Genomic DNA, 15025 nt, shown 5'->3' with positions numbered 1-15025 from the left:
GGGAACACCCGCCGGGCCGTCGCCGTCCCTCCCTGCCGGGGGGTCATCCGAAGGTGTCGCAGCGCGCCAGGTCGCCGGTCCGCAGACCGGTGGCGAACCACTGCTGACGCTGCGCCGACGAGCCGTGCGTCCAGTTGTCCGGGGTCACCCGGCCCTGCGCGCGGGACTGGATCGTGTCGTCGCCGACCGCGGCCGCCGCGTCCAGGCCGCGGGCGATGTCGTCCGCCGTCACCGCGGTGATCAGCGGCCTGCCGGTGGCCGGGTTGATGGTCATGGTGGCGTTCTTCGACCACAGGCCCGCGTAGCAGTCCGCCTGCAGCTCGACCCGTACCGACTTGCTGGTGGCCCCGGTGCGCCCGTCCTGGGCGGCGCGCAGCGTCCCCAGCAGGTTCTGCACATGGTGCCCGTACTCGTGGGCGACGACGTAGCTCTCCGCGAACGGCCCGCCCTCGGCGCCGAACTGGCTCTGCAGCGTCGCGAAGAAGTTCAGGTCGATGTAGACCTTCCGGTCGACGGGGCAGTAGAATGGCCCGGTCCGCGGATCGGCGGCCCCGCAGCCGGTGCGCATCGGCCGGTCGAAGAAGACGGTCGGCGCCGGCTGATAGGTGCCGCCGCGCTGCCGGAACTCGTTCGTCCAGTACGCCTGGACGCTGTTGACCACCGCGACGATCCGGCACTGCTCCTGGGTGTTGGCGTCCCGGCCGGTCGCGCACGTCTGCGCCAGGTCGGCGGCGGCGCCGGTGCGCGGCGCGGTGTCCGTGGCGCTGCCGGACAGGCCCATCTGGTTGGGGCTGATGCCCAGGACGATCCCGATCACGACCACGATCAGGCCGACGATGCCGCCGCCGACCACCTTGCCGCTGGGAGCGCCGCCACCGAACGGTCCGCCGCCGGACGAGCCGCCACCGCGCTGGTCCTGCACCTGTGACGTGTCCAGTTTCGCGTTGTCGTCGAACTGCATACGACGAGTATGGGTGATTTGCCCCACACCGGCCCTCCAGGCCCGAACGGGCGGAGGCCGCCGCGGGCCACCGTCGCCGATCGTGGCCGACGGCCTCGGGCGCGTAGCACCTCATCGCCCTCCCCTGGGCAACAACCGGCTTGCCACACCCCGGTAGACTGGCCTGTATGGCAGTCCCTCTCGTTCATTAGCCGGCGGCGTACGACCTCCCCCGCGCCCCTTTCTGTCGTTCGCCATGCCCTGGAGCTTTTCCCGTGATTACTGCCACTGGCCTCGAGCTGCGTGCTGGAGCCCGCATCCTCATCGAGTCCGCTTCCTTCCGTATCGCCAAGGGCGACCGCATCGGCCTCGTCGGCCGCAACGGCGCCGGCAAGACCACCCTGACCAAGGTCCTCGCCGGTGAGGGCCAGCCCGCCGGCGGCACCGTGACCCGGTCCGGCGAGGTCGGCTACCTCCCGCAGGACCCGCGCACCGGTGACCTGGAGACCCTCGCCCGCGACCGCATCCTCTCCGCCCGCGACCTGGACTCCGTCCTGCGCAAGATGCGGGAGAACGAGGAGCGGATGGCGAACGGCAAGGGCGCCACCCGCGAGAAGGCGATGCGGAAGTACTCCAACCTGGAGACCGAGTTCCTCACCAAGGGCGGCTACGCGGCCGAGGCCGAGGCGTCCACCATCGCCGCCGCCCTCGGACTGCCCGACCGGGTGCTCGGCCAGCCGCTGTCGACCCTGTCCGGCGGTCAGCGCCGCCGGGTGGAGCTGGCCCGGATCCTGTTCTCCGACGCCGACACCCTGCTGCTCGACGAGCCGACGAACCACCTGGACGCGGACTCCATCGTCTGGCTGCGCGACTACCTCAAGACGTACCGCGGCGGGTTCATCGTGATCTCCCACGACATCCAGCTCGTGGAGACGGTCGTCAACAAGGTCTTCTACCTGGACGCCAACCGCACCCAGATCGACGTCTACAACATGGGCTGGAAGCTCTACCAGGCCCAGCGCGAGGCCGACGAGAAGCGCCGCAAGCGCGAGCGCAGCAACGCCGAGAAGAAGGCCGCGTCGCTGAACTCGCAGGCCGACAAGATGCGCGCCAAGGCCACCAAGACGGTCGCCGCGCAGAACATGGCCAAGCGCGCCGACCGGCTGCTGGCGGGCCTCGACGCCGTCCGCGTGTCGGACAAGGTCGCCAAGCTCCGCTTCCCGGACCCCGCGCCCTGCGGCAAGACCCCGCTGATGGCGAGCGGGCTGTCGAAGTCGTACGGCTCGCTGGAGATCTTCACCGACGTCGACCTGGCCATCGACCGCGGCTCCCGGGTCGTCATCCTCGGTCTCAACGGCGCCGGCAAGACCACGCTGCTGCGCCTGCTGGCGGGCGTCGAGACGCCCGACACCGGGAAGATCGAGCCGGGCCACGGCCTCAAGCTCGGCTACTACGCCCAGGAGCACGAGACCCTGGACCCGGACCGCACGGTCCTGGAGAACATGCGCTCGGCCGCCCCGGACACCGACCTGGTCGAGATCCGCAAGATCCTCGGCTCGTTCCTGTTCTCGGGCGACGACGTCAACAAGCCGGCCGGCGTGCTGTCCGGCGGTGAGAAGACCCGGCTGGCGCTCGCCTCGCTGGTGGTCTCCAGCGCCAACGTGCTGCTGCTCGACGAGCCCACCAACAACCTCGACCCGGCCAGCCGCGAGGAGATCCTCGGCGCGCTGCACACCTTCAGCGGCGCCGTCGTCCTGGTGACGCACGACGAGGGCGCGGTGCACGCACTGGCCCCCGAGAAGATCATCCTGCTGCCCGACGGTGTCGAGGACCTCTGGGGCGAGGACTACGCGGATCTGGTCTCGCTGGCCTGACCGCCCCGCCGCCCGGATCGGCCGTGCCGTCCGATCGGCCCGCCTGATCACCTGGCAGTGGATCATTCGGCCTATGGGTGATCCATCATCTGTGTGAGACGAGCTCATACCGCGCCACCGGGTGGCGCGGTATGACCGCCGCCCTGAGTCGATCAGTGGTGTGACGTCGGGAAACTCCTTACCGACCATGGATGACCTGCCGCTTTTCGCGGCGCCCGGACAGCTGTCCGGAAAGCGCCGGACGAATTCGGGGATCTTCGTGTGCCACCCGGCCGCCGGAAAAAGGTCCCCGGTTCAAATGTTGTCGTACGGACCTTGCCGAATGGGTGGCCAGGAAGGCGCCGAGGGGTGATCATGAGAGTCCAGAGCGCACTTCCCTAGAGGAGGCACGGGTGGCCGAGACTCTGAAGAAGGGCAGCCGGGTAACCGGCGCCGCGCGCGAGAAGCTCGCGGCAGACCTGAAGAAGAAGTACGACTCCGGTGCGAGCATCCGGGCGTTGGCCGAGGAAACCGGCCGCTCCTATGGATTCGTGCACCGGATGCTCAGCGAGTCCGGCGTGACCCTGCGCGGTCGCGGCGGTGCAACACGAGGCAAGTCGAAGGCCGCTACGGCCTGACGGGCAGGGCATCTCCCGCGACCCGGATTCCCCAGCGTGCCCACCCGGTCGGCGACTGTGTCGACCAGGTGGTTACTCTTCGGTAATCAATTCCGCGGTTCGCTCGGAGGTGCCCGATGCCCGACCCCACCGTGCTGCTCGAGCGTGACGGAGTGCGGCTCACCGCCGACGACTCCGTCGCGACCGTCACACTGTGCAATCCGGCCAAACGCAATGCCCAGTCACCCGCCCTGTGGCGGGCCCTGGTCGAGGCAGGCCGGCTCCTGCCGGGCAGCGTGCGCGTTGTCGTGCTCCGCGGCGAAGGGCAGTCCTTCTCCGCGGGGCTCGACCGGCAGGCCTTCACGCCCGAGGGCTTCGACGGCGAACCGTCGTTCATCGACCTCGCGCGCGGTTCCGACGAGCAGCTCGACGCGACCATCGCCGAGTACCAGGAAGCGTTCACCTGGTGGCGGCGCAGCGACATCGTGACCATCGCCGCCGTACAGGGCCATGCGATCGGTGCCGGCTTCCAGCTCGCTCTCGCCTGCGATCTGCGGGTGTGCGCGGACGACGCGCAGTTCGCCATGCGCGAGACCAGCCTCGGACTGGTGCCCGACCTCGGTGGCACCAAGCCGCTGGTCGACCTCGTCGGCTATGCGCGGGCCCTGGAGATCTGCGCCACCGGGCGCTTCGTGCACGGGTCGGAGGCCGAGCGCCTCGGCCTCGCCAATCTGGTCGTCCCGGTCGCCGAACTGGACGCATCGGTCCATGACCTCGCCGCCGCGCTGCTCGCCGCGCCCCGTGACGCCGTCATCGAGACCAAGGCCCTGCTGCAGGGTGCCGCCGCCCGTTCGTACGAGGAGCAGCGCCCCGCCGAGCGCGCCGCCCAGGGCCGCCGGCTGCGCGACCTCGCCGGCGTCGGCGAGTAACTCCGCCCGATAACTCCGCCCGATCGATGCCCGGTCGATGCCCGGTCGATGCCCGGTCGTGGTCACCCGATGGCGGTGACCACGACCGCCGTCGTGACGGGGCCCGGGGAACCGGGCTCCGCGGCCGCGGTGACCGCCGCGGCCACCGCGCGGGCCACATCCAGCGCGCGGTGGCCGGGCACGACCGCGATCTGCACCCGGACCTCCCGGGCCGGTGGATCGCCGCCGTCGGCCGTGCGGAGCCCGGACGCGAAGCCGCCGAGCCGTGAGGTCACCCGGGCCACACCCGGCACCAGGAGCGCCGCGGCGACCACCCCGTTGCCGGCCGGTGGCGGGTCCTCGCCCGCAGCGAGCGCGGGGACGGGAGCGGGGACGGGATCGAAGCCGGGCAGGGCCCCCGGCCCGGCCGGGGGATCCATCAGGCCGGTGACGTCGAGGTCCACCGAGGTGACCGCCAGCCCCAGCAGATCGTGCGCCGCACTCCACAGAGCGGTCCGCAACCGCTCCGCGGTGGCGGGCAGCGGCCGGTCGATGGCGGCCTCGAAGGCCGCGGCCACGCACAGCGGGCCGTACGGCACCGCACTCGGCGGTACGAGCGGAACGACCGGTACGAGCGGCGCGCCGCCCGCATCCGTATCCGTATCCGCATGCGTCGCCGGCTCCGCCACCGCCTCCGGGCCGATGCGCAGGGTGCCGACCCGGACGGCGGTGAGCCCGGCCACCGCCCCGCGCAGCGCGTCGGCGGCCGCGTTCTCGGTGATCCAGACCCCGTCTCCCGCCCCGCCGAGCGGCAGCACGCGCCCGAACGAGATCTGCTCCCGTACCGCACGGGCCAAACGGTCCACAGTCACCGGTCTCCGCCTCCTTCGCCGCGCGCCACCCGAACGGCGGCCCGCTCCGCGCTTCCTGACCGCATCTCCACGGCGCGGCAGGGCATGCGCACATAGTGTGGTGCACGGAGCAGCCCAGACGAAGGGACGACTCGCGATGACCGAGGCGGCACAGCGCAACCTGTCCGAGCCGGAGGGCCCCGATTCCGTGGGCGAGGGCAGGACATTGGAGAAGGGCACGAGCGCGGGTGCCGGGACACCCGGCCGGCGGGCGCCGCTGGGCGACCCCGCTACCCGCGGCCGGACCACCATCGCGGACGGAGTGGTCGAGAAGATCGCCGGGCTGGCGGCCCGTGATGTGCTGGGCGTGCACGCGATGGGCAGCGGCTTCGCCCGCACCTTCGGCGCCGTGCGCGACCGGGTGCCCGGCAGCAAGTCCGTCACCCGTGGGGTGAAGGCGGAGGTCGGCGAGGTGCAGACCGCGCTCGACCTGGACATCGTCGTCGAGTACGGGGTGTCCATCGTCGAAGTGGCCCGCGCGGTGCGGGAGAACGTGATCGCCGCGGTCGAGCGGATGACCGGTCTCGAGGTCGTCGAGGTCAATGTCGCGGTCGGCGACGTGAAGCTGCCGGACGAGGACGACGAGGACGACCGCGAGCAGAGGGTCCAGTGACGACCCCGCGGACGGGTGGGACGGCGGCCGGCGGTGCCGGCGACAGCGGTGAGGCGAGGACGGTGAGCGGACGATGAGAATGTCGCTGGTCGGACTGATCGTGGGCATGGCGCTCGGATTCGCCGGGTACTTCGGCGGGTTCGGCGCGTTCCTGCTGGTGGCCGCGCTCGGCGCGGTCGGGTTCGTTGCCGGGAAGTTCGTGGACGGCGATCTGGAGCCCGGAGAGTTCTTCCGCAGCCGCGACCGGCGGCGGTGATGGCCGCTGCGGCCCCGGTCACCCTGCCGGCCGCGGAGCGGGGCGCGCTCAGGATCGCGGACCGGGTGGTGGCGAAGATCGCCGCGCGGGCCGCGTCCGAGGTGCTCGCGGACGTCCCGGAGCACGGGCTCGTGCCGCCGGACCGTACGCCGCACGCGTCGGTCTCGGTGCGCAAGGAGAGCGCCCGGGTGCGGTTGTCGGTGGAACTGGGCTATCCGGGTGACCTCGGGGCGGTCTGCGGCTCGGTGCGCCGCCATGTCGCGGACCGGGTGACGTCACTGACGGGTATGGAGGTACCTGAGGTCGCCGTCGAGATCGAGCGGCTGCACTCCGCGACGGCGCGGCGGCAGAGCGAGGGGAGGGTGCGGTGACCGGGACCGGTACGGAGCCCGAACCCGAGGGCACGACACGGCAGCTGCCGGTCATCGGGCCCTACGAGCCGGACGAGCCCGACGGATCCGGCGGGTCCGCCGCCGAACGGCCCGCCGAGCCGCCGGCCGGCCGCGCGGCCCGGTTCTGGTCGGAGCGCCGGGTGCCGTCGGCGCTGACCGCGCTGGTGGTGCTGGGGGCCGCCGGGATCCTGCTCTACGACATCGCCGCGGTCCGCACCGACCGCGCCGCGATGAGCTGGCGGCCGCGGCTGGCCCACGAACTGGCCACCCGGCCGCTGGACAACGCGCTCGTCATCACCGCCGCCGCGGCCGCCGCCGTGATCGGTCTGTGGCTGATCGTCCTGGCCGTCACCCCTGGCCTGCGCGACATCCTGCCGATGCGGCGCAGCATCACCGGGGTGCGCGCGGGGCTGGACCGGCACGCCGCCGAACTCACGCTGCGCGACCGGGCGATGGAGGTCTCCGGCGTGCACACCGTCCGGGTCCGGGTCGGCCGCCGCCGCATCACCGCCCGCGCCGCGTCCCACTTCCGTGACCTGGACGAAGTACGGGCCGACCTGGACACCGCCCTGGCCGAGGGCGTCGTCCAACTCGGGCTGGCCCGCCCGCCCAGCCTGGGCGTCCACGTCCAGCGTGCCCAGAAGGGCTGATCCGCCGATGCGCAGCTCCCTCAACCGGACCCTGCTGGCCCTGACTGGCCTGCTCCTGCTGATCGCCGGTCTCGCGGTGCTGGTCGGCAGCCTGGACCTGCAGCGCCGCTGGGGATTCACCCTGCCGCACTGGTGGCCGTTCGACGGCCCCAAGGACGTGCTCCTCACGGCCCGGGACCGCACCCGCTACCGCGGCGACGGCTGGTGGTGGCCCACCGTCATGGCTGCCCTGGGGGTGCTGGTGCTGACGGCCCTGTGGTGGTTCCTGGCCCAGTTCCGCAGCCACCGGCTGCGCCAGCTGCGCATCGAGAGCCGCGACGGCCAGGACGCCGTCCTGCGCGGCCGGGCCCTGGAGGACGTCCTGGTCACCGAGACCGAGGCGCTGGAGGGTGTGGACCGGGCCGGCGCCGTGCTGACCGGCAAGCGCTCCGCGCCCCGCGCGCGCCTCACCCTCGCCCTGGCGCCGCACGCGGCCCCGGACACCGTCGTCTCCCGGCTGGACACCGAGATCCTGCAGCGCGCCGGCGGTTCCGCGGGACTCGACCACCTCCCGGCCGAGGCGCGGCTGCGCGCCGTCAAGCACCGCGCCAGCCGCGTCAACTGACCGGCGCCCCGGGCGCCGGGCGCCGTACGCCGTCCGTCAGAAGCCGTGCTGGGCGCCGCCGTCGATCGGCAGCATGACGCCCGTCAGATACGAGGCGGCGGGGGAGAGCAGGAAGGCCGCGGCCCGGCCGAACTCCTCCGGGGTTCCGTAGCGGCCCAGCGGGATGGCGGCGCTGTGCCGGGCGCGGGCGGCCGCCGCGTCGCCGCTGAGGGCGTCGAGCTGCGCCACCCGCTCGGTGTCGATCCGGGAGGGCAGCAGCCCCACGACACGGATGCCGCGCGGGCCCAGCTCGTTGGCGAGGTTCTTGGCGAATCCGGCCAGCCCCGGCCGCAGCCCGTTGGAAACGGCCAGGCCGGGGATCGGCTCGTACACCGACCCGGACAGCACGAAGCCGATCACGCCGCCCTCGCCGAGCGCCGCCGCGGCGGCCCGGGCGAGCCGTACCGCGCCGAGGAAGACCGTCTCGAACGCGTCCCGCCACTGGTCGTCCGTGATCTTCTCGGAGAGGCCGACGGCCGGGCCGCCGACGCTGATCAGTACGCCGTCCAGCCGGCCGAACTCCTCGCGGGCGGCGCCGATGAGCCGGTCGGGGGTGTCCGCGCCGGTGTTGTCCGCGGCCATCCCGATCGTGTTCCCCGGGCCGCCCAGCGCGGCGGCGGCCGCGTCCGCCGACTCCTGCGAGCGCCCGGAGACGACCAGCTTCGCGCCGTCGGCCGCCAGCTCACGGGCGGCCGCCATGCCCAGCCCGCGGGTGGCGCCGGTGACGACGTACACCCGGTCCTTCAGTCCCAGATCCATGCGCTCATGCTCCCTTACGGACTCCGGACAGGCTCAGCGCGGTGTTGACGAGCCCGATGTGGCTGAAGGCCTGCGGGAAGTTGCCGAGCTGGCGGCGGGAGACCGGGTCCCACTCCTCGGCGAGCAGCCCGACGTCGTTGCGCAGGCTCAGCAGGTGCCCGAACAGTTCGCGGGCCTCCCGCTCGCGGCCGGTCGTGTGCAGCGCGTCGGCCAGCCAGAACGAGCAGGCCAGGAAGGCGCCCTCGTCGCCCGGCAGGCCGTCCACGGCCTTCTCGTCGAGGGTGTAGCGGCGGACGAGCCCGCCGTGGTTCAGCTCCCTGCGCACCGCGTCGACCGTGCCGATCACCCGTGGATCGGAGGAGGGCAGGAAGCCGACCTGGGGGATGAGCAGCGTCGCCGCGTCCAGCTGGGTGGAGCCGTAGAACTGGGTGAACGTGCTGCGCTCGTTGTCGTAGCCGCGCTTGCACACCTCCAGATGGACCTGGTCGCGCATGGCCCGCCAGCCGGCCAGGTCGCCGCCGCGCTTCGGCTGCGCCTCCAGGGTGCGGACCGCGCGGTCCGCGGCGACCCACGCCATCACCTTGGAGTGCACGAAGTGCCGGCGCGGCCCGCGGACCTCCCACAGGCCCTCGTCCGGCTCGCGCCAGTTGGACTCCAGGAAGTCCATCAGGGCGCGCTGCAGGCTCCAGGCGTGCTTGTCGTCGGAGAGCCCGCTGTTCCGGGCCAGGTAGAGCGAGTCGAGCACCTCGCCGTAGACGTCGAGCTGCAGCTGCCCGGCCGCGGCGTTGCCGATCCGGACCGGGGCGGACGCCTCGTACCCCTCCAGCCACGGCACCTCGTACTCGGGCAGTCGTCGCTCACCGGAGATCCCGTACATGATCTGCAGGTCGGCGGGGTCCCCGGCGACCGCGCGCAGCAGCCAGTCCCGCCACTTGGAGGCCTCCTGGAGGTAGCCGCTGGAGACCATCGCGTTGAGCGTCAGGGTGGCGTCGCGGAGCCAGCAGAAGCGGTAGTCCCAGTTGCGCACCCCGCCGATCTCCTCCGGCAGCGAGGTGGTGACGGCCGCGGCGATACCGCCGGTCGGCGCGTAGGTCAGCGCCTTGAGGGTGATGAGGGAGCGCAGCACGGCCTCCCGCCAGGGGCCGTCGTAGGTGCACTGCGCCGACCACTTCTCCCAGTCCTCGATGCTGGTTTCCAGCGCGTCGTACGGGTCGATCCGGCGCGGCCGCGTCTCGTGCGACGGGTGCCAGGTGATGACGAAGGCGACGCGCTCGCCCGCCGACACGGAGAAGTCGGCGTAGGTGCAGAAGTCCTTGCCGTACATCGGCAGCTGCGGCGGATAGCTGCGCAGCCAGACCGAGTCGGGCCCCGCGACCGCGATGCGGTGGCCGTCGGCGCGCCGCATCCAGGGCACGATGCTGCCGTAGTCGAAGCGCAGCCGCATTTCGCTTCGCATCTGCACGGTGCCGGAGACGCCCTCCACGATCCGCATGACATCGGGGGCGCGGTCGCGCTGCGGCATGAAGTCGATGACCTTGACCATGCCGGTGGCGGTCTCCCAGAACGTCTCCAGCACCAGGGTGTCACCGCGGTACGCCCGCCGGGTGCACTGGTCGGCGCCGGCCGGGGCGATCCGCCACTGGCCGTTCTCCTCGTCCCCGAGCAGCGCCGCGAAGCACGCGGCGGAGTCGAAGCGCGGCAGGCACAGCCAGTCGATGGAGCCGTCCTTGCCGACCAGCGCCGCGGTCTGGAGATCACCGATGAGCGCGTAGTCCTCGATCAGTCCTGGCACGGGGCCGCCTTTCGTCCACACTCCTGCTCGTAGCGTGCCGGGGACGCCGTTAGACCGCGACCGGAACGCTCTTCCGTGACTCCTGCCCGGTGACCCGCTCCTTGCGCTCGCGGCGCACCAGGATGACCCAGCCGACCGGGACCATCGCCGAGAACAGCCACCACTGGATCGCGTACGCCATGTGCGGGCCGATGCTGGAGTCGTCCGGCTCGGGGATCAGTTCCGGCTGGGCGCCGGAGGGCTTGGGCGAGGTGGTGGCCAGCTCCAGATAGCCGCCGAGCAGCGGCTGCGCACTGGTCTTCGCCATATCCGTGGAGTTGATCAGCATGATCATGCGGTCCGGCAGCCCGCTCTTGTTCCTGATCCCGGTGCTGGAGCTCGTCTCGTCGGGGCGCAGCCGCCCGGTGACGGTGATCTCGCCGGACTCGGCGGCCGGGATCTTCGGCAGCGCGGTGAGCCCGCCGTCGGCGTCGATCCAGCCGCGGTTCACCAGGATCGCCCGGCCGTCGTCCAGCACCAGCGGGGTGATGACGTGGTACCCGTTCTTCTGCCCGTCGGCCGCGGTGCGCTGGCGGGCGACGACCTCGTGCGCGGTGTCGTAGTGACCGGTCGCGCTCACCGACCGGTACAGGTCCTTGCGCGGTACGGTCCTGCCGGGCGCGGCCAGCCGCTCGACCGGGACGGCGGCGGCCTTGACGTTCTGGCTGATCAGGTGGTTGTTGGCCACCCGGTGCTCGTGACGGTGCAGCTGCCAGTAGCCCAGCTTGATCATCGTGGGAATCATGACCAGGCCGAGCAGCGTGAGGATCACCCACTGGCGGGAGAGCAGAAAGCGGTACACCCCACGACCGTACTCGGTCGCGGGGTGCCCGCCGGTAGGGGGTCGGTGGGGGACGGATCAGGAGCTGGGGACGGAGCCGACACGGTCGACGAGACCGTGCACGCCCTCCGCCTTGGCGCAGTGCGCACTGCAGTACCAGCGGCCGTCGGCCTCGACGCCGTGGCCGACGACCTGCACCCGGCAGTGCTCACAGATGGGCGCCATGCGGTGGATGGCGCATTCGAAGCTGTCGAAGACGTGCACCGCACCCTGGGCGTGCACTTCAAAGCTCATGACGTAGTCGTTTCCGCACACTTCACATCGGGCCATGGGGCACAGATTGCGCGGCGCGGGCGCGGTGGGCAACAGGTGGCCGGGCGCGTCGCCGCCGCGCCACTCGATCAGCCGTGTACCCCCGGCGCCGGGGTCACCGCCTTGAGGAGCTCCGCGAAGCGCCGCTCGTCGATGACGGGGGTGCCGAACGCGCGGGCCTTGGCGGCCTTGCTCGTCGGGGAGTCCGGGTCGTTGGTGACGAGCAGGCTGGTGACACGGCTGACGCTGGACGCGACATGCAGCCCGGCGTCGGTCGCCCGGTCCTCCAGCAGTTCGCGGTCGATCCCGGTGTCACCGGAGAACGCCACCCGCATCCCCTGCACGAGCGGGCCCTCGGGCGCCATCCGGCCCGGGTTGGGGTACGGGCAGGAGGGCCGCTTGCGCGCCGGGCGCCAGCTGCTGGGGCGGTAGGAGCCGTACGAACCGGCGGCCGGCGCGGGGCGGGCCGCCGGCACGCTGCCCTCGGTCCATTCGGTGAGCGGCCGGCAGGCGTGCAGCGGCAGCGGCAGCCCGGCCGCGGCCGCCAGGTGCAGGCTGGGGCGGAACGCCTCGGCGAGCACCCGGGCGTCGTCCAGGGCGTGGTGGGCGCGCTGCTGGACGACGCCGTAGTGCGCGGCGAGCGACTCCAGCTTGTGGTTGGCCAGCGGCAGCCGGAGCTCCTTGGCCAGCACGATCGTGCACAGCCGCTGCTCGACCGGGGCGGTGGACTTCGCCCGCGCGTACTCACGGGCCAGCATCGACCAGTCGAAGACCGCGTTGTGCGCGACGAGCACCCGGCCGGCCAGCCGCTCGGCGAGTTCGGCGGCGATCTCCGGGAAGAGCGGGGCGTCGGCGAGCATCGCGCTGGTCAGTCCGTGGATCCACACCGGGCCCGGATCGCGCAGCGGGTTGACCGGTGAGTACCAGTGGTCCTGGACCTCGCCCCGGGAGTCCAGCCGGTAGACGGCGGCGGACACTATCCGGTCGTCGCGGCCGAGACCGGTGGTCTCGACGTCGACCACGGCATATCCGTCCGGGTAGGCGGCGGGCCACGGGGACGGGGAGGCGGTCGGCTCGGTGCGGTTGTCCAGCATGGTCATTGAGAATAAGGGGCGCCGCTGACACTCAGACACACAGCAGGGAGCCGACCAGGGCGCGCGTGGTGGTGGTGAAGAGGCGCTCGGGGTCGGGCGGGGCGGCCAGCGCGCGGGCCAGCGCCGGGTCGTGGCCGGCGGCGGCGGTGTCCCACAAGTCCTGTTCGGCGGGGCTCTGGGCGGGGGAACGTTCGCGGTTGCGTTCGACCAGAACGAAGCCGATGACGTGGAACTCGATGGCGCGCAGCGCCTCGGCGGCCCGTGCCCCGCGCAGCCCCGCGTCGTGCAGCTCATGGACCAGGGCCTGCTGGGCGGGGAGGAACATCAGCTCGGTGAGGCCGCGTTCGTGCACCATCGCGATCAGATGCGGCCGGTCGCGCAGCATCCGGCGCTGGGCGCGGGCGATGGACAGCACCCGGTCGAGCGGGCCGCGGCCGGTGGGCGCGATGGCGCCCATCTCCCGCACGGTACGGGCCACCAGCTCGTCGAGCAGCGATTCGCGGTTGCCCACGTGCCAGTAGATCGACGTGACCGCGGTGCCCAGTTCGGCCGCGAGCTTGCGCATGGTCAGCGCCTCGGGGCCGAGCTGCCGGACAAGTGCGGCAGCGGCGTCGAGTACGTCGTCGCGGGTCAGGGCGGTGCGCGGCATGGTGCTCCCATTGTGGACCGTGCACGCCTATTTACCCTTCGAGCGCGTCGGTGTAACTGTGTTACAGAGCTCGTCCCGAATCTCTCATGACGCACCCGTGTGACTGACATGAACGAAGGGCGGCACGACATGGCGCGAGTACGGTACGGCCCGCGGAGCGAAGCCGAGATGCAGGCGGCGAAGGCGGCCGGCGGCAAGCTCCCCGACATCTGGTCGACCGGGGTGGTGGCGGTCTGGGAGACCGACCCCGACGTGGTGGCGCAGGTCCTGCCGCCGCCGCTCAAGCCGGGGGAACGGCCCCTGGTGCGGGTGAACATCAGCCGCGTCGACCTGTTCGGGCACCCGCTGGGCGCCGGCTCGGTCGCGGTCTCGGCGCGCTACGACGGCGTCGAGGGCTGGTATCCGCTGGTGATGCCGATGACGACCGAACGGGCGCTGATCGGCGGCCGGGAGGTCTTCGGCGAACCGAAGAAGCTCGGCGAGGTCACCGTGGAGCGGGTCGGCGACGTCGTGATGGCGAAACTCGCCCGGCACGGCATCGCGTTCGTCGAGGTCGCCGGCGCGGTCAGCGGCCCGCTGCCACTGCCGGGAGTCACCGAGAAGACCGACTTCTACTTCAAGTTCCTCCCCGCCGTGGACGGCGACGGCTTCGACGGCGAGCCGGTGCTGGTGCGCTGCACCCGGCACGAACGGGTGCGCAAGCTCGAAGCGATGACCGGCAGCGTGGTGCTGCGCGAGTCGTCGTACGACCCGGTCGCCGACCTCACGGTGCGCCGGCTCGTCGAGATCACCATCGGTGAGAAGACCAGCGACCAGTCGGGCCAGGTCGTCGAACGGGTCAGCGCACAGGCGCTGCTGCCCTACATCCACCAGCGCTACGACGACGTCCAGCAACTCCTCGACGCACCCCACCGGGAGGCCTGATGGACCTGCTGGCCGGACAGACGGCCGTGGTGACCGGCGCCGCGAGCGGCATCGGCTACGCCATGGCGGAACGGTTCGCCGCGGACGGGCTGAAGGTGGTCCTCGCCGATGTGGAGGAGGGCGCGCTGGACAAGGCCGTCGGGCGGCTGCGGGAGAGCGGCGCCGAGGCCGTCGGGCAGCTCACCGACGTCAGCGACCGCGCCTCCGTCGAAGCCCTCGCCGAGGCCGCGTACCAGGCCTTCGGCGCCGTCCATGTGCTGTGCAACAACGCCGGGGTGGGCTCCGGGGCCGAGGGCCGGATGTGGGAGCACGACCCCAAGGACTGGCAGTGGGCGTTCTCGGTCAACGTGTGGGGCGTCTTCCACGGCATCCAGGCCTTCCTGCCCCGGATGCTCGCGACCGGTGAACCGGGGCACGTCGTCAACACGTCCTCGGGCGACGGCGGGATCGCCCCGCTGCCGACCGCCTCCGTGTACGCCGTCACCAAGGCCGCGGTGGTGACGATGACGGAGTCGCTCTACGCCCATCTCAAGGCGGAACGCGCGGCCATCGGCGCCTCCGTGCTCTTCCCCGGCCCCCACATGCTCCGCACCGGCCTGTGGGAGTCGCACCGCAACCGGCCCGAGCGGTACGCCAAGTCCGCCCCGCGCCGCACCCCGTACCGCAGCCTCGACCAGTGGGAGGCCGCGATGAAGGAGGCCGGGCACGAGGTGGCCTTCACCCCCGTGGAAGAGGTCGCCGGCTTCGTGGCCGACGGCATCAGGGCCGGCCGCTTCTGGCTGCTCCCCGACAGCGACCGCACCGACGCCCAGATCAGGGCGCGCTCGCAGTCGATGCTCGACCGGGCCGACCCGGGCTATCTGGAGAACTTCATTCTCGACTGAACGAGGGG

Annotated in this window: 18 protein-coding genes; 10 read left to right on the top strand and 8 right to left on the bottom strand. The window is 72.2% G+C overall.

From position 1 onward, the window contains the following. Nucleotides 1–43: 43 nt before the first annotated feature. Entirely contained in the window at nt 44–961 is a 918-nt protein-coding gene (locus LNW72_RS11295) for a neutral zinc metallopeptidase (protein WP_250975275.1), read from the bottom strand. A 254-nt stretch (nt 962–1215) separates the two neighbouring features. On the opposite strand from LNW72_RS11295, the gene LNW72_RS11290 reads away from it, so the two are divergent. The 3 genes from LNW72_RS11290 to LNW72_RS11280 all read left to right on the top strand — a co-directional run bounded on the left by LNW72_RS11290 (nt 1216) and on the right by LNW72_RS11280 (nt 4339). After that, entirely contained in the window at nt 1216–2814 is a 1599-nt protein-coding gene (locus LNW72_RS11290; RefSeq protein WP_250975274.1) for an ABC-F family ATP-binding cassette domain-containing protein, read from the top strand. A gap of 392 nt (nt 2815–3206) precedes the next feature. Next, on the top strand, nt 3207–3431 hold the full coding sequence (locus LNW72_RS11285; protein ID WP_187144825.1) for a helix-turn-helix domain-containing protein: 225 nt from the start codon (nt 3207–3209) through the stop codon (nt 3429–3431). A 116-nt stretch (nt 3432–3547) separates the two neighbouring features. Continuing rightward, nucleotides 3548–4339, top strand: coding sequence for an enoyl-CoA hydratase/isomerase family protein (locus tag LNW72_RS11280; protein ID WP_250975273.1), 792 nt, complete (start codon nt 3548–3550; stop codon nt 4337–4339). A 62-nt stretch (nt 4340–4401) separates the two neighbouring features. Here the strand turns inward: LNW72_RS11280 and LNW72_RS11275 are convergent, their stop codons facing one another. Further along, nucleotides 4402–5190 carry a nucleopolyhedrovirus P10 family protein gene (locus LNW72_RS11275; RefSeq protein WP_250975272.1) on the bottom strand — a complete coding sequence of 263 codons (789 nt, stop codon included), beginning with the start codon at nt 5188–5190 and terminating at the stop codon, nt 4402–4404. Between the two features lie 136 nt (nt 5191–5326). On the opposite strand from LNW72_RS11275, the gene LNW72_RS11270 reads away from it, so the two are divergent. The 5 genes from LNW72_RS11270 (at nt 5327) to amaP (ending at nt 7744) form a co-directional block, all read left to right on the top strand. Then, nucleotides 5327–5842 carry an Asp23/Gls24 family envelope stress response protein gene (locus tag LNW72_RS11270; RefSeq protein ID WP_250975271.1) on the top strand — a complete coding sequence of 172 codons (516 nt, stop codon included), beginning with the start codon at nt 5327–5329 and terminating at the stop codon, nt 5840–5842. Between the two features lie 73 nt (nt 5843–5915). Beyond that, nucleotides 5916–6098: a hypothetical protein gene (locus tag LNW72_RS11265; protein ID WP_138354999.1), complete on the top strand. Its 183-nt coding sequence runs from the start codon at nt 5916–5918 to the stop codon at nt 6096–6098. After that, a complete protein-coding gene (locus LNW72_RS11260) occupies nt 6098–6469 on the top strand; it encodes an Asp23/Gls24 family envelope stress response protein (protein WP_250975270.1) in 372 nt (123 codons plus the stop codon). The genes LNW72_RS11265 and LNW72_RS11260 overlap by 1 nt, the downstream gene beginning before the upstream one ends. Continuing rightward, nucleotides 6466–7140 (top strand): DUF6286 domain-containing protein, encoded by a 675-nt coding sequence (locus LNW72_RS11255; RefSeq protein WP_250975269.1) that lies wholly within the window; start codon nt 6466–6468, stop codon nt 7138–7140. Before LNW72_RS11260 ends, LNW72_RS11255 begins: the two co-directional genes overlap by 4 nt. A gap of 7 nt (nt 7141–7147) precedes the next feature. Beyond that, nucleotides 7148–7744, top strand: coding sequence for an alkaline shock response membrane anchor protein AmaP (gene amaP, locus LNW72_RS11250; RefSeq protein ID WP_250975268.1), 597 nt, complete (start codon nt 7148–7150; stop codon nt 7742–7744). A 36-nt stretch (nt 7745–7780) separates the two neighbouring features. Here the strand turns inward: amaP and LNW72_RS11245 are convergent, their stop codons facing one another. The 6 genes from LNW72_RS11245 to LNW72_RS11220 form a co-directional block, all read right to left on the bottom strand. Continuing rightward, nucleotides 7781–8542, bottom strand: coding sequence for an SDR family oxidoreductase (locus LNW72_RS11245; RefSeq protein ID WP_250975267.1), 762 nt, complete (start codon nt 8540–8542; stop codon nt 7781–7783). 4 nt (nt 8543–8546) lie between these two features. Further along, nucleotides 8547–10355 (bottom strand): glycoside hydrolase family 15 protein, encoded by a 1809-nt coding sequence (locus LNW72_RS11240; protein ID WP_308401919.1) that lies wholly within the window; start codon nt 10353–10355, stop codon nt 8547–8549. A 28-nt stretch (nt 10356–10383) separates the two neighbouring features. Continuing rightward, nucleotides 10384–11175, bottom strand: coding sequence for an SURF1 family protein (locus LNW72_RS11235; RefSeq protein ID WP_250975265.1), 792 nt, complete (start codon nt 11173–11175; stop codon nt 10384–10386). 57 nt (nt 11176–11232) lie between these two features. Then, the gene (locus LNW72_RS11230) at nt 11233–11484 is read right to left on the bottom strand and encodes a hypothetical protein (RefSeq protein WP_250975264.1); all 252 of its coding nucleotides are present in this window, start codon (nt 11482–11484) and stop codon (nt 11233–11235) included. A gap of 71 nt (nt 11485–11555) precedes the next feature. Beyond that, on the bottom strand, nt 11556–12560 hold the full coding sequence (locus LNW72_RS11225) for a DEDDh family exonuclease (RefSeq protein ID WP_250975263.1): 1005 nt from the start codon (nt 12558–12560) through the stop codon (nt 11556–11558). A gap of 31 nt (nt 12561–12591) precedes the next feature. Continuing rightward, on the bottom strand, nt 12592–13209 hold the full coding sequence (locus tag LNW72_RS11220; protein ID WP_250975262.1) for a TetR/AcrR family transcriptional regulator: 618 nt from the start codon (nt 13207–13209) through the stop codon (nt 12592–12594). Nucleotides 13210–13338: 129 nt separating this feature from the next. Between LNW72_RS11220 and LNW72_RS11215 the strand changes: the two genes are divergently transcribed. Together LNW72_RS11215 and LNW72_RS11210 are read left to right on the top strand one after the other, a co-directional pair. Beyond that, on the top strand, nt 13339–14133 hold the full coding sequence (locus LNW72_RS11215; RefSeq protein ID WP_250980103.1) for an acetoacetate decarboxylase family protein: 795 nt from the start codon (nt 13339–13341) through the stop codon (nt 14131–14133). Then, on the top strand, nt 14133–15017 hold the full coding sequence (locus LNW72_RS11210) for an SDR family NAD(P)-dependent oxidoreductase (protein WP_250975261.1): 885 nt from the start codon (nt 14133–14135) through the stop codon (nt 15015–15017). The genes LNW72_RS11215 and LNW72_RS11210 overlap by 1 nt, the downstream gene beginning before the upstream one ends. Nucleotides 15018–15025: the final 8 nt, after the last annotated feature.

The sequence above is a fragment of the Streptomyces sp. RKAG293 genome (assembly GCF_023701745.1).
Classification (GTDB): domain Bacteria; phylum Actinomycetota; class Actinomycetes; order Streptomycetales; family Streptomycetaceae; genus Actinacidiphila.
This window is presented reverse-complemented; position numbering and strand designations above follow the sequence as displayed.